At 64.6% G+C, this 11,590-nt stretch carries 16 protein-coding genes and 1 tRNA gene; 4 read left to right on the top strand and 13 right to left on the bottom strand.

Annotated elements, in window-relative coordinates; all coding sequences use genetic code 11:
- Positions 1–32 precede the first annotated feature (32 nt).
- The 3 genes from CRM90_RS30395 to CRM90_RS28470 all read right to left on the bottom strand — a co-directional run bounded on the left by CRM90_RS30395 (position 33) and on the right by CRM90_RS28470 (position 1,468).
- On the bottom strand, positions 33–377 hold the full coding sequence (locus CRM90_RS30395) for a hypothetical protein (protein ID WP_142391483.1): 345 nt from the start codon (positions 375–377) through the stop codon (positions 33–35).
- A 140-nt stretch (positions 378–517) separates the two neighbouring features.
- Positions 518–745, bottom strand: a complete 228-nt coding sequence (locus tag CRM90_RS28475; protein WP_102810231.1) for a hypothetical protein — start codon at positions 743–745, stop codon at positions 518–520.
- 480 nt (positions 746–1,225) lie between these two features.
- Positions 1,226–1,468: a MerR family transcriptional regulator gene (locus CRM90_RS28470; protein WP_233209562.1), complete on the bottom strand. Its 243-nt coding sequence runs from the start codon at positions 1,466–1,468 to the stop codon at positions 1,226–1,228.
- A 246-nt stretch (positions 1,469–1,714) separates the two neighbouring features.
- Between CRM90_RS28470 and CRM90_RS28465 the strand changes: the two genes are divergently transcribed.
- Together CRM90_RS28465 and CRM90_RS28460 are read left to right on the top strand one after the other, a co-directional pair.
- Positions 1,715–2,005, top strand: coding sequence for a helix-turn-helix domain-containing protein (locus tag CRM90_RS28465; protein ID WP_102810230.1), 291 nt, complete (start codon positions 1,715–1,717; stop codon positions 2,003–2,005).
- A gap of 3 nt (positions 2,006–2,008) precedes the next feature.
- Positions 2,009–3,130 (top strand): tyrosine-type recombinase/integrase, encoded by a 1,122-nt coding sequence (locus CRM90_RS28460; protein WP_102810229.1) that lies wholly within the window; start codon positions 2,009–2,011, stop codon positions 3,128–3,130.
- A 13-nt stretch (positions 3,131–3,143) separates the two neighbouring features.
- On the opposite strand, the gene CRM90_RS28455 is transcribed toward CRM90_RS28460, so the two are convergent.
- The 3 genes from CRM90_RS28455 to CRM90_RS28445 form a co-directional block, all read right to left on the bottom strand.
- Positions 3,144–3,234: transfer RNA gene (locus CRM90_RS28455), tRNA-Ser, on the bottom strand.
- Positions 3,235–3,262: 28 nt separating this feature from the next.
- A complete protein-coding gene (locus tag CRM90_RS28450; RefSeq protein ID WP_199190094.1) occupies positions 3,263–3,724 on the bottom strand; it encodes a nucleoside deaminase in 462 nt (153 codons plus the stop codon).
- Complete coding sequence (locus CRM90_RS28445; protein ID WP_102810228.1) at positions 3,721–4,239, bottom strand: tRNA adenosine deaminase-associated protein; 519 nt, start codon at positions 4,237–4,239, stop codon at positions 3,721–3,723. Before CRM90_RS28445 ends, CRM90_RS28450 begins: the two co-directional genes overlap by 4 nt.
- 96 nt (positions 4,240–4,335) lie before the next feature.
- Here CRM90_RS28445 and CRM90_RS28440 point away from each other — a divergent pair, with 96 nt between their 5' ends.
- A complete protein-coding gene (locus CRM90_RS28440; RefSeq protein WP_233209563.1) occupies positions 4,336–5,280 on the top strand; it encodes a prephenate dehydrogenase in 945 nt (314 codons plus the stop codon).
- Here the strand turns inward: CRM90_RS28440 and CRM90_RS28435 are convergent.
- The 5 genes from CRM90_RS28435 to CRM90_RS28415 are packed head-to-tail and all read right to left on the bottom strand — an operon-like array spanning position 5,243 to position 9,322.
- Entirely contained in the window at positions 5,243–5,845 is a 603-nt protein-coding gene (locus CRM90_RS28435) for a putative glycolipid-binding domain-containing protein (protein ID WP_102810226.1), read from the bottom strand. The two genes, CRM90_RS28440 and CRM90_RS28435, sit on opposite strands and share 38 nt — an antisense overlap.
- On the bottom strand, positions 5,842–6,630 hold the full coding sequence (locus CRM90_RS28430; protein ID WP_102810232.1) for an ABC transporter permease: 789 nt from the start codon (positions 6,628–6,630) through the stop codon (positions 5,842–5,844). Before CRM90_RS28430 ends, CRM90_RS28435 begins: the two co-directional genes overlap by 4 nt.
- Positions 6,627–7,271, bottom strand: coding sequence for an ABC transporter permease (locus CRM90_RS28425; protein WP_102810225.1), 645 nt, complete (start codon positions 7,269–7,271; stop codon positions 6,627–6,629). The genes CRM90_RS28430 and CRM90_RS28425 overlap by 4 nt, the downstream gene beginning before the upstream one ends.
- Positions 7,268–8,368, bottom strand: coding sequence for an ABC transporter ATP-binding protein (locus CRM90_RS28420; protein WP_102810224.1), 1,101 nt, complete (start codon positions 8,366–8,368; stop codon positions 7,268–7,270). Before CRM90_RS28420 ends, CRM90_RS28425 begins: the two co-directional genes overlap by 4 nt.
- Positions 8,369–9,322, bottom strand: coding sequence for an ABC transporter substrate-binding protein (locus tag CRM90_RS28415; protein WP_102810223.1), 954 nt, complete (start codon positions 9,320–9,322; stop codon positions 8,369–8,371). It lies immediately after the preceding gene.
- 139 nt (positions 9,323–9,461) lie between these two features.
- Here CRM90_RS28415 and CRM90_RS28410 point away from each other — a divergent pair, with 139 nt between their 5' ends.
- The gene (locus CRM90_RS28410) at positions 9,462–9,836 is read left to right on the top strand and encodes a LapA family protein (protein WP_102810222.1); all 375 of its coding nucleotides are present in this window, start codon (positions 9,462–9,464) and stop codon (positions 9,834–9,836) included.
- Here CRM90_RS28410 and CRM90_RS28405 read toward each other — a convergent pair.
- Positions 9,833–10,858 carry a phosphotransferase family protein gene (locus CRM90_RS28405; protein WP_102810221.1) on the bottom strand — a complete coding sequence of 342 codons (1,026 nt, stop codon included), beginning with the start codon at positions 10,856–10,858 and terminating at the stop codon, positions 9,833–9,835. The two genes, CRM90_RS28410 and CRM90_RS28405, sit on opposite strands and share 4 nt — an antisense overlap.
- Positions 10,859–10,871: 13 nt before the next feature.
- Positions 10,872–11,480, bottom strand: a complete 609-nt coding sequence (locus CRM90_RS28400; RefSeq protein WP_102810220.1) for a histidine phosphatase family protein — start codon at positions 11,478–11,480, stop codon at positions 10,872–10,874.
- Positions 11,481–11,590: the final 110 nt, after the last annotated feature.

Below are 11,590 nucleotides of genomic sequence, written 5' to 3'. Positions count from 1 at the left end.
CACCGGCCAGTCAGGCCGCGTGACCGAAACTGTCACCTGATCGTGCAGCAGACCCATGCGTTGTCGAGCCACTTATGCTGCACCGATGACGACGGCTTCCGCCGACGTTTCTTGATGTCCCTGCGCTTGGCCTCTTGCTCGGCTTCCCACTGTTCGCGTGCGGCTCGGTTGTGTTCGCGTAGCGCTGGAATGTCGGGTGCATCCGAAAGCCTCGCATACAGTTTTACGCCATCACGTGCTGCGCGCCGCGCGTCGTGATCGTTCCAACCTTCGCAGCCAGAAATTATCTCCCACGGGTCGAGCCTTCTGCTGCCGTCGTATAACGTCCAGTCTGATGGCACGTCGTTGCTGTCGCTGATATCATTGTGGTTGTCCACGGGAACGGACCTTTCGCAGATCCCGGCAGTTACCTTCTTCGGCTGCCGGGATCTGTTTTATGTTGCTAGATCTTTGTCGGTGGCATGTCAGGTGCCTTCTCGTTGGGGCGGTTGATGTTTCGAGTCTACCGGTGGAGAGTTCACAAGCCGAGCAGCTTGAGACCGGCCCGGCGTTTGAGATGATCACGCTCCTGCTGGCGGTGCATGACGGCGTAAAACTCGGTGAATCTATCAGTGGCCGACATAATCTCGCGAACTTCCTCTAGTGACCACGTTTCGATTGGCGCACTGAGCACTTCGTTAATCACATCCCGTGCGTGCACCATGTACATGGCCACGTCGGCTCTTTGTTGTTCATCGTTGATCACGTTGTCCTCCTTAGTGTTTTAACTGAGTCATTTGACTCAGTCCTTCGATTCCATCTCCACCACCGCTGATAGCAGCGCTGGCACATGTCACGTGCGTACGGAACGCGTCCGCAGCCAACGGTTTTACAGTGCGGAGCGTTGCGCCGGGAGGTACCGCCCATGGCTGGGTCACCATATTTCCGCCACTTCGCGTAGTGGCGAAGACACAGGCCGCGTATAGCGACCCTCACCGGTAAATCACACCCGACTACGGTGCAGTGTTCAGTTGCGTTGTCGGACACCGTAAGTTGCCTGGTCTTCGTCTGATCTCCGTGCCCACCTGACCAGCCGATCGTCGAGATGGTGGTAACCCTCGTGGCCGTCCTTGTGGTGCGCCAACCTGGTGCACGTCGCCCGCTCGGTGGGGTGGGAGATCATGCAGAGGCGTAACCCCAAGCCCTTAGTGACTCCCGTCGTGTTTCCGTTCTTTCTGGCCATGGCTCACGCGCTCAGCTTCCGGTGAGCGACCAGATACCGCGCCACGTCGGCTCTCAGGTATCGAATTCGTCTGCCGTGCTTGATAAATGGTGGACCACTGCCACGGTATCGATCGTTGGCCAGCGCGGCGACGGTCTGGCCAAGAAACGGAGCAAGTTGTTCGGCAGTGATGATGGGTGGCAGTTCGGTTAGGTCAAACCCGGCGTCTGCGCAGAGCTTGGCGAGCTTGGATTCGGTTGTTGCCATTGGCAATAACTCCCTATGCGTCGGCGGTCAATCCACGCGGTTGCGTGAATGTTGCGTGGAGACCGGTCCGCGCACGGTAACCCCTGACTGCGAGGCAACCCCAGGTTACACCCCCTTTCCGAGAGCCTGCCGGTTCGTTTGTGCTCGTGAGTGAGTATCCGTGATGCACTGAGACAAATGACTCAGTGCGATCTACCCTGACCTGCATTTGTTCAACTGTTGGACAGCGGCGGTACAGTTGAACGCATGAAGAGAAGTATTCGCGCAGTCGCCAACGCCGAGGGGGTCGCACCGGCCACCGTGCATAGACGGCGGCGTCTCCGCGATGACTACCAGCCTGACGCTGACGGCATGGTGACCGTTGACATGGCCAAGGGTCTGGACGGAAAGGTGAGACCGAGTCGCCGGGTGGACACCAGCGTCCGCGACGAACGTATCCACGAGCTGCGCCGGGAAGGCCAACCGATGCGGGCCATAGCCGCCCAGGTCGGTTGCAGTGTCGGAACGGTTCATCGCGTCATCGAGACTGGAAAGTAAGCAATGGCAACCATCGAGAAGTATCAAACAGCCAACGGCACAACGCTTTACGCGGTTCGGTTCCGGCAGCCGAACAACAGGCAGACCATGAAGCGTGGTTTCACGCGCAAGCGTGACGCTCAAACGTTCGCCAACGAGGTTGAGGTCAAGAAACTGACCGGCGAATACATTGCACCCAAGATGGGCCGCGTAACGGTCGGCGAGCTTGCTACGAAATGGCTTGCCCGCAAAGAGAAGTCGACAGCTAAGAGTCACTATCGGATGTTGGAGAGTGCGTGGCGAGTTCACGTCAAGCCACATTGGGGTGACACAGCGGTGGCCGACGTGGACATGTTGTCAGTAGAGGAATGGATCACCGACCTGACCGGCAGTCCGACTACCGTGCTCCGCGCCTACGGCGTGCTTTCCGGCATCCTCACCGACGCGGTCAAGGGTAAGCGGCTACCGGCGAACCCGTGCAAGGGTGTCGACAATCTGCCAAAGAAGATCTCTAAGCGTCACATCTACCTCAGCGCTGATGACGTGGCGCGGTTGGTTAACGAATCCGGTGAGCACGGCGCTCTGGTGCTCGTGCTGGCCTACTGCGGATTGCGCTGGGGCGAAGCCGTGGCACTGCGGGTCCGTGACATCGAATTCCTACGCCGCCGCATCTCGGTGTCGGGTAACGCCGTGCAGCTCGGCGTTGACCATGCCGTAGGACCAACAAAGGGGCGTGAGACCCGCTCGGTTCCAGTGCCGACGTTTGTGCTCGATGCACTGTCAGCCCAGTGCGCTGGCAAAGATCCTGGGGAGCTGGTGTTCGGTAACGGGTCCGACTACCTACCGCGTCCCAAGTCCAACGGCGGCTGGTTCGTCGGCGCGGTGAAGCGAGCAAAGGTCCAGGCGATCACTCCGCACGATCTTCGGCACACCTGCGCGTCCCTGGCGGTGTCGGCGGGTGTGAACGTGTTGGCTCTGGCGCGGATGCTCGGGCACAAAGATCCCGCCGTGACGCTAAGGGTCTACGCCGACTTGTTCGACTCAGATTTGGACGCGGTGGCCGCGACGTTGCACGCGCAGTACTCACCGAAAAGTGCTCAAAATGTGCTCAAACCGGCTGCCTCGGGAGCGGAAAACACCCCGTGAGCAGCCGGTTTGCTGGCGGTGGCGGAGGGATTTGAACCCTCGGACGGGGGTTACCCGTCACACGCTTTCGAGGCGTGCTCCTTAGGCCGCTCGGACACGCCACCGTCGAAGAGCTTACGTGTCGCGGGCGGGCTAACCCAAATCGCGCTGACGAGCGAAAAAGCCCTCCAACAGCGCGGCGCACTCGTCGGCAAGCACTCCCCCGCGCACCTCCGGCCGATGCGTCAGCCGCCGGTCGCGTACCACATCCCAAAGTGAGCCCGCCGCACCGGTTTTGGGTTCCCACGCGCCGAACACCACCCGCGCCACCCGGGCCATCACCAACGCGCCCGCGCACATCGTGCACGGCTCGACGGTCACCGCCAGCGTCGTCCCCGCCAGCCGCCACCCGTCGCCGTACACCTGGGCAGCCGCCCGCAGCGCCAGGATCTCGGCGTGGGCGGTCGGGTCACCGAGCTTTTCCCGAGCGTTGGCTGCCCGGGCCAGCTCGGTGCCGTCCGGGCCGAAGACCACCGCACCGATCGGCACATCCTCGGACCCGGCCAGTCCGGCGGCGTCGAGGGCCGCGCGCACCAGAAGTTCGTCGGCGATCACCGATCGAGGCGGTCGAGCACTGCTGACAGCTCGTCGGCGAAACCCATCTCCCGCGCGATCCGGCCGAGTTGCTCGTCGGCGTACAGATCGGTCTCGTCGAGGATCACGCTGAGCACCGGCTCAGGCAGCCCGATATCGGCCAGAACGCCGAGGTCACCCTCTTCAAAAGGGTCGGCATCTTCGAGATCCTCTGGCGAGATGTCGGCGTCCAGAGTCTCCAGCGCTTCGGCAGCAATGTCGTAATCCAGCGCCGCCGTCGCGTCCGACAACAGCAGCCGGGTACCGGACGGTGCCGGCCGCACGATCAGGAAGAACTCGTCGTCGATGTCCAGTAGCCCGAACACCGCGCCGGCGCTGCGCAATTCTCGCAACTCCGTCTCAGCGGCAGCCAGGCTGGTCAAAACCTTTGCGCTCATGGCCGAGCAACGCCACTTGCCGTCTTCGCGAACCACGGCGACCCCAAAGCCATCCGGGGCCTCCGACCCGGGGCTGGTCTGGGCTCGCTGTGCTTCCATGGGCGCATACGCTAGTCGCTGATCAGGCCTTTTGACCAGGTACCCATCTGCGATGCGGTTTGGATGTGTCAACCTGGACATGTGACGAAGACACCCGTGTGCGTCCTCGGTCTCGGACTCATCGGCGGCTCGGTGTTGCGAGCGGCGGTCGGTGCCGGGCGTGAAGCACTCGGCTACAACCGATCCGTCGAGGGCGCCGAGGGAGCGCGGTTCGACGGTTTCTCCGCCACCACCGATCTCACCGAGGCATTGGCGTGGGCCGCCGAGCGCCAGGCGCTGATCGTCCTGGCCGTGCCCATGCCTGCGGTGTCGCAATTGCTCAGCCACATCAAGGACGTCGCCGGCGACTGCCCGCTTACCGATGTCATCAGTGTCAAACGCGCGGTGCTCGACGCGGTGCGCAAGGCCGGCCTGCTCGACCGCTACGTCGGCGGCCATCCGATGGCCGGCACCGCGCACTCCGGTTGGAGCGCTGGCGACGCCAGGCTGTTCGCGGGGGCGCCGTGGGTCCTCACCGTCGACGAGCACGTCGATGCCCGGGTATGGGAGCAGGTGATGCACCTGGCGCTCGACTGCCATGCCGTGGTGGTCCCCGCCACGTCCGATGAGCACGACGCCGCGGCTGCCGGCATTTCGCATTTACCGCACCTGTTGGCCGAGGCATTGGCGGAGACGGCAGGCGAGATACCGCTGGCATTTGCTCTGGCGGCCGGCTCATTTCGGGACGGCACGCGAGTCGCGGCAACGGCTCCCGATCTGGTGCGGGCCATGTGCGAGGCGAACGCCGAGCAGCTGCTACCCGCCCTCGACCGCGCGTTGGAGTTGCTGAACCAGGCCCGCGCATCGCTGGCCGACAGAGGCTCGGTGGCCGATCTGGTCGAAGCCGGCCATGCCGCCCGTGCTCGCTACGACAGCTTCTCGCGCCCGCAGATCGTGACTATCGCGATCGGGGAAGAGGATTGGCGCGCCGAACTCGCCGCCGCCGGTCGCGCCGGCGGCGTGATCAGATCCGCTCTGCCAGTCCTGGGTAGTCGACAATGAAGCCGTCGGTGTCGACCGTGATCGTGGTGTCGGCGACCGGCGAGTGCAGCTTGATGCCGTCCCCGGCGTCCGGACCCGAGCTGCCGTAACTGATGGTGGCCTGCTTGACGGTCAGGTCGGGCAAACTCACGTACACCACCGGCAGCGACACCGAATCGACGCGCTGGTACAGGCCGGTACGCCGGATCGGCAGCGCGTTGAAGAATGGGCTGAAGACGACGTCGACGTCCAACGCCCCCTCGTAGGCACCCCGCGACTGGCCCTGGTGATCGGTGATGAGCCACATGCCTTCCTCGTCGCGGGCGATCGATAGCTGCCGATCCCGCTCGGCGAGGGTGACGCTCATGGACAGCCGTTTGGTGGCGCCGGTCTCGTCGGTCACCAGGTCATAGGAAGCGCTGAAGGCCGGGTTGGTCTCGGCGGCTGCGGCGACGATGCGGCCGTAGGCCTTGATCCGCTTGCCCGATAGCTGGACCCGGGCGGACTCCATCCGCGAATCGTCGTGCGCGCGCCAGGTCAGGATCGCCGGCCAGGCGCTTTCTGTCGCGTCGTTGGCTGCACTCACCCGTCTACCGTATGCGACGGGCCGCCCCGTTCGTAACCAGGTCGGGAAGTGCGGCTCATCTGTGATGTGGGTACGCGTGCATCCAAACTGACCTCGTCGTCGAGCAACGGCTGCGGCATCCGCCGGAATCGGCCCGAGCCGGGCACCGAAGCCCACACGGCCAGCGCCAGCATCGCATCGAGCACCAGGGCCAGCACGGTCACCAGCAACGCACCCACCAAGGCGAGGTAGAACTGGCGGACCTTGATGCCGTCGATGAGGTAGCGCCCCAGCCCACCGAGGCTGGCATAGGCGGCCACCGTCGCGGTCGCCACCACCTGCAGGGTGGCCGTGCGCAGCCCGCCCAGAATCAGCGGCAGCGCATTGGGCACCTCGACCCGCAGCAAAACCCTGGTCTCGGTCATGCCCATCGACCGGGCGGCGTCCACCACCGCCGGGTCGACGTTCGCGATCCCGGCATAGGTGCCTGCCAGCAGCGGCGGTATGCCCAGCAGCATGAGCGCGACGGTCGGCGGAAGCAGCCCAAGCCCCCACAGCAAGACCCCGAGCAGCAGTACGCCCAGGGTCGGCAGTGCCCGCAGCGCGTTGACCCCGGTGACCACCAGGAAGGTGCCTCGCCCGGTGTGCCCGATCAGCAGGCCGATGGGGATGGCGATGAGCGCGGAGATGACGACGGCGACGGCGGTGTACTGCAGGTGCTCGGCGATGCGTACCGCCAGACCGGCCCGGCCGCCCCAGTTGGAGCCGGTGAAGATGTAGGCAAGTGCCTGCTGCAGGAAGTTCATGAGCTCGCCTTGACCCGGGCCCATGGGGTGATCAGGCGACCGGCCAGCAGGATCAGCACGTCGATGACGATCGCGAGCAGGAAGATCGCGATGATGCCTGCGATGATCTGATCGCTCTTGTCGGCCTGGTAGCCCTCGGTGAACCAGGTTCCCAACCCGCCGATGCCGATGACCGAACCCACCGACACCATCGAGATGTTGGTCACCGCGACGACCCGAAGACCGGCGATCAGGACCGGAATCGACAGCGGCAGTTCGACTTTGAGCATCCGCGATACGCGGGTATAGCCGACTGCAGTGGCCGCGTCACGCACCTGAGCGGGTACCGCGTCCAGCGCTTCGGGCACCGCACGCACCAGCAACGCCGTGGTGTAGAGGGTCAGCGCGACGATGACATTCGCCTCGTCCAGGATCCGGGTCGGGATGATCAGCGGCAGCACCACGAACAATGCCAGCGACGGGATCGTGAAGATGATGCTGGCCGTCACCGTGGTCACCCGGCGCAGCGCGGTGGTCCGCCACACGTAGGCGCCCACCGGCACCGCGATCACCAGACCCAGCACCACCGGAACCAGGGACAGCCGCAGGTGGATCACGGTCAGCGCCCACGCCTTGTCGAGATGGGTCAACAGGTAATTCATTCGTGGGTCCGTTGGGCCTCTAACGCTTCCAGAACATCGTCGGCCTTGACCCCGCCGATCACCTGACCATCGTCGCCGACGGCCACTCCCAGGCCGGCCGGCGAGGACAGCGCCGCGTCGAGAGCCAGCCGCAACGTGCCGCCGGGAGTGAACAGCGATCCGCCCGCAATTGTGCTGTCGTACAGCGAACTTCCACCCCGATGCAGCTGCGCTCCGTCGGCGTCCAGCCAGGCGTAGGGCCGGCCGTCGTCGCGGGTGACCAGTCGCCAGTCCCCCGGCGCGAGCCTCAGCGCATCGATCTCGGATTCTGTGACCGTCTGAATGTCATGCAGCGGCAATCCGGAGGCCTGGCGGAACTGCAGGCCACGGTAGCCGCGATCGGTGCCGATGAACCCGGAGACGAATTCGTTTGCGGGATTGGACAACAACCTGGCCGGCGCATCGTATTGCTGCAAGGTGCCGCCGGGCCCGAACACCGCGACCCGGTCACCGAGTTTGATCGCCTCGTCGATGTCATGGGTGACGAAGACGATGGTCTTCTGCAATTCGCCTTGCAGCCGCAGAATTTCGGCCTGCAACTCATCACGCACCACCGGGTCGACCGCTGAGAACGGCTCGTCCATCAGCAGCACCGGCGGATCGGCAGCCAGCGCGCGGGCCACGCCGACGCGCTGCTGTTGCCCGCCGGACAGCTGCGCGGGATAGCGATCGCCGAGCTTGGGATCGAGGCCTACCCGCTCCAGCACCGCGTAGGCGGCCTTGCGGGCGGCCCGCCGGGACTCGCCCTTGAGCACCGGCACCGTTGCCACGTTGTCGATCACCCGCTGGTGCGGCATCAGGCCGCCGCTCTGGATGACGTAGCCGATCCCGAGCCGCAGCTTGACCGGGTTCACATCCGCGATGTCGCGGCCGTCGACGGTGATCGTCCCGGAAGTCGGCTCGATCATCCGGTTGATCATCCGCATGGATGTCGTCTTGCCGCAGCCCGACGGTCCGACGAACACCGTCAGCGTGCCCGTCGGCACCTCCATGCTCAGGTCATCGACCGCGACGGTGCCGTCCGGGTAGGTCTTCGTGACGCCTGTGAAGGTGATCATCTATTTCCCGATCGGCTTGTCGAAACCGTTGTCACGTATCCACTTTCGCGCGGCCTCGTCAGGGTCGACGCCGGAGTTGCCGGATACGGCGGTGTTGAGTTCGATCAGACCCTCGGTGCTCAGCTTCGCCGACACCGCGTCCAGCACTGTCTTCAGTTCGTCGGATTTCTTCTGCGAACTCACCAGCGGCACGACATTGGCCGCCAGAAAGTTGTTCTTGGGGTCTTCCAGCACGACCAGCTTGTTCTGGGGAATCGCCGGCGAGGTGCTGAAGATGTCCGCGGCGGTGACGGTGCCGTCGACCAGCGCACGCACCGTCGCGGGGCCGCCGCCGTCACTGATCGAGACGAAGTTGTCCGGCTTGATGTCCAGCCCATACTTGGCCTTCAGTCCCGGCAGTCCTTCCGTGCGACTCTGGAATTCTGACGGCCCACCGAACTTGACCTCAGCGGAATGTGCGGCCAGGTCGCCGATGGTCTTGAGATTCCATTTCTGCGCGGTGGCTTCTGACACCGCGACGGTGTCGGTGTCGTTGGCAGGCGAGGGAGTCAGGATCGACAGATCGCCGGGAAGCACCCGGAACAACGCCAATTCGACTTGATCCGGTGTGGTCACGGTGGTCTTGGAATCGAAGTATTGCAACAGGTTTCCGGTGTACTCCGGCACCAGGTCGATGGAATGGTCACGCACCGCGGGAATGTATGTCTCGCGGCTGCCGATCCCGAACTGCCGGCCCACGGTGAAACCGTTGGCCTCCAAGGCTTGGGCATAGATTTCGCCGATGATCTTCGACTCCGGGAAGTCCGCCGAGCCGACAACCAGATTCTTCAGATCCCCTGACGCCGATCCGCCACCGAGTGGATTCGCGCTGCCACAGGCGGCCACCAGCGGCAGCACGAGAGTGGACAGTATCGCCGCAAACCACAGTCGCTTTCCGCCCCGCGACGCATTCATGCGCGTCCTTTCACCCCGACCCGTCTAGCCGACAGTAACGGCACTTACCGTCCCGCGCCGAGGTTTAGATCAGGGCAAACGTCACCGTTCTGTTATCACCCCATTGTTTCTGCACGGCCAGAGGGGGAACAATAACTATGTGTCTACCAGTGAACCGACCGGCCCGGACCACGAGCCGACGCCGCCGATCCCGTCGGCGGACTCGACTACGGAGTCTTCCTCGCCCGCCACGGCCAAAGCCGTGAACGAGGTCAAGTTCACCCGCGCCGCGGCCCTGTGGTCGTCGTTGATCTTCGGGTTGCTGATCCTGACGGTCCTGCTGATCTTCATCGCCCAGAACACCGAATCCACATCGTTCGCGTTCCTGGGCTGGCACTGGTCACTGCCCTTGGGCGTCGCGATCCTGATGGCGGCGGTGGCCGGCGCCCTGGTGACCGTGCTGGCCGGGGCGGCGCGCATCTTCCAACTCCGCCGGGCCGCCAAGAAGAACCTGCGGGCAGCCCGCACCACTTAGCCGAAAAACTCCAGGCCGCGGCTGATCAGTACAGCGACAGCCTCGCCCGCCTGGTCGTCACCGTCGGTGGCGTCCGCGGACATCCGGCGCCGGAAATCGATACCGGCGACGATGATCGCCAACTTGAAGTACCCGAGGGCCATCTGGAAGTCCCAGTGCGCCAATGGGTTTCCTGAGGCCACCGAATAACGCTGGGCAAGGTCGTCGGCCGACGGCATCTGGGGGGCCGTCCACGACTTGTGTTCCTGGCTGAGCAGGTCCAGCATCGGGTCTCGCTGCACACACATCACGGCGACGTCGGCGAGCGGGTCACCGAGGGTGGACATCTCCCAATCCAGCACCGCCCGAACGATTGTCGGGTCATCGGGGTCGATGATGGTGTTGTCGATGCGGTAATCCCCGTGCACGATCGAGCTACGACTTTCCGACGGCACCGCGTCGGCCAATGTGGAATGCAGCCGTTCGACGTCACCGTCGCGTGGATCGTCGGGCAGCCGAACGTGTTGCCACTGCGACCCCCACCGCCGCACCTGCCGTTCGAGATACCCCATCGGCTTGCCGAAGTCACTCAGACCGACACTGTCGGGATCGACCGCGTGAAGGTCGACCAGCACCCGGATGAGGCTGTCGACGCAATCGCTGACCACGCCGGCGTCGCCGAGGGCATCGAGTTCTGCGCGGGTGCGAACCACTTGGCCCGCCACGTATTCCACCATCTGGAACGGCGCACCACCGACCGAGTCGTCGTCACGCATGGTGACCGCGGGCGCGACCGGCACCGGGCTGCCGGCGAGCGCGGCCACCACCCGATACTCGCGGGCCATATCGTGCGCCGACGGGGTCAGCCCGTGCAGCGGTGGGCGCCGCAGCACCCATTTCGAGGCGTCGTCGAAAATCAGGAAGGTCAGGTTGGACCGGCCACCGGAGATGAACTCCGCCTGCAGTTCCCCGCTGCGCGGGATGCCCGCCGATCGCAGATGCAGGTCCAGTGCCGCCAGATCGAGCCCGTCCAGAGAAGTCACCCGCTATGTATAGCTAATAGCGCTGGTTGCGCGGCAAGAGATCCCAAACATGTTCGGTGGTGTTGACCGCCGCCACTGTGCCGAACCCGCTGCGTGCGTAGAGCAGGCGGGTGATCGACACGTAGTCGATGGGGAACGACAGCAGCCGTTTGGTGCCGAGGAGTTCGTGCAGGATCACGTTGATGACGCCGCCGTGGCTGAATACGGCCACCGTCTCATCGTGGTCGGCGGCCGCGACGATATCGCTCAGCGCCGCACTCACCCGGCCGCGGAACTCGTCCTCATCGACGGTGCTGGGCAGCCGGCCTTCGGCCATCCGCGCCCACTCCTCGGGCCGTTCTTTGCGTACCTGCTCGATCGGCACGTAGTGGGACAGCCCGCGGTCGTACTCGGCCAGCCGGTCGTCGATGTCGACGGTCAGCCCGGTGGCCTTGGCGACCGGCTCGGCGGTCTGCAGCGCACGCCGCTGCGGGCTGCTGACCAGCCGGGCGAGCGGGAATCGGTCCAGCGCCTCGGGCAGCCGATGAGCCTGGTCCCAGCCCGCGTCGGACAGCTCCGGATCGCTGCCTTCACCGGCCTCGGTGCGGTGTGGCAGGGCATGCCTGACGAGCAGCAGCTGCATGGGTGCGGTGGTCCTTTCCCGCGCCGAGCGTGTGACTTGTCGCGGATTCTTCGACCTTGGGTTCAGGGGTCTAGTGCAACAGCTCCTAGCTGAGGAGTTGTTGCATGCGT

Source organism: Mycobacterium sp. ENV421, from assembly GCF_002887815.1.
In the GTDB taxonomy this organism is placed as follows: Bacteria; Actinomycetota; Actinomycetes; order Mycobacteriales; family Mycobacteriaceae; genus Mycobacterium.
This window is presented reverse-complemented; position numbering and strand designations above follow the sequence as displayed.

What these genes read in the sequence shown, in the direction of transcription:
- CRM90_RS28415 (WP_102810223.1), bottom strand. Translation starts at nt 9,322, where the DNA reads ATGAATGCGTCGCGGGGCGGAAAGCGACTGTGGTTTGCGGCGATACTG.
- CRM90_RS28425 (WP_102810225.1), bottom strand. Translation starts at nt 7,271, where the DNA reads ATGAATTACCTGTTGACCCATCTCGACAAGGCGTGGGCGCTGACCGTG.
- CRM90_RS28430 (WP_102810232.1), bottom strand. Translation starts at nt 6,630, where the DNA reads ATGAACTTCCTGCAGCAGGCACTTGCCTACATCTTCACCGGCTCCAAC.
- CRM90_RS28470 (WP_233209562.1), bottom strand. Translation starts at nt 1,468, where the DNA reads ATGGCAACAACCGAATCCAAGCTCGCCAAGCTCTGCGCAGACGCCGGG.
- CRM90_RS28465 (WP_102810230.1), top strand. Translation starts at nt 1,715, where the DNA reads ATGAAGAGAAGTATTCGCGCAGTCGCCAACGCCGAGGGGGTCGCACCG.
- CRM90_RS28460 (WP_102810229.1), top strand. Translation starts at nt 2,009, where the DNA reads ATGGCAACCATCGAGAAGTATCAAACAGCCAACGGCACAACGCTTTAC.
- CRM90_RS28400 (WP_102810220.1), bottom strand. Translation starts at nt 11,480, where the DNA reads ATGCAGCTGCTGCTCGTCAGGCATGCCCTGCCACACCGCACCGAGGCC.
- CRM90_RS28445 (WP_102810228.1), bottom strand. Translation starts at nt 4,239, where the DNA reads ATGGAAGCACAGCGAGCCCAGACCAGCCCCGGGTCGGAGGCCCCGGAT.
- CRM90_RS28420 (WP_102810224.1), bottom strand. Translation starts at nt 8,368, where the DNA reads ATGATCACCTTCACAGGCGTCACGAAGACCTACCCGGACGGCACCGTC.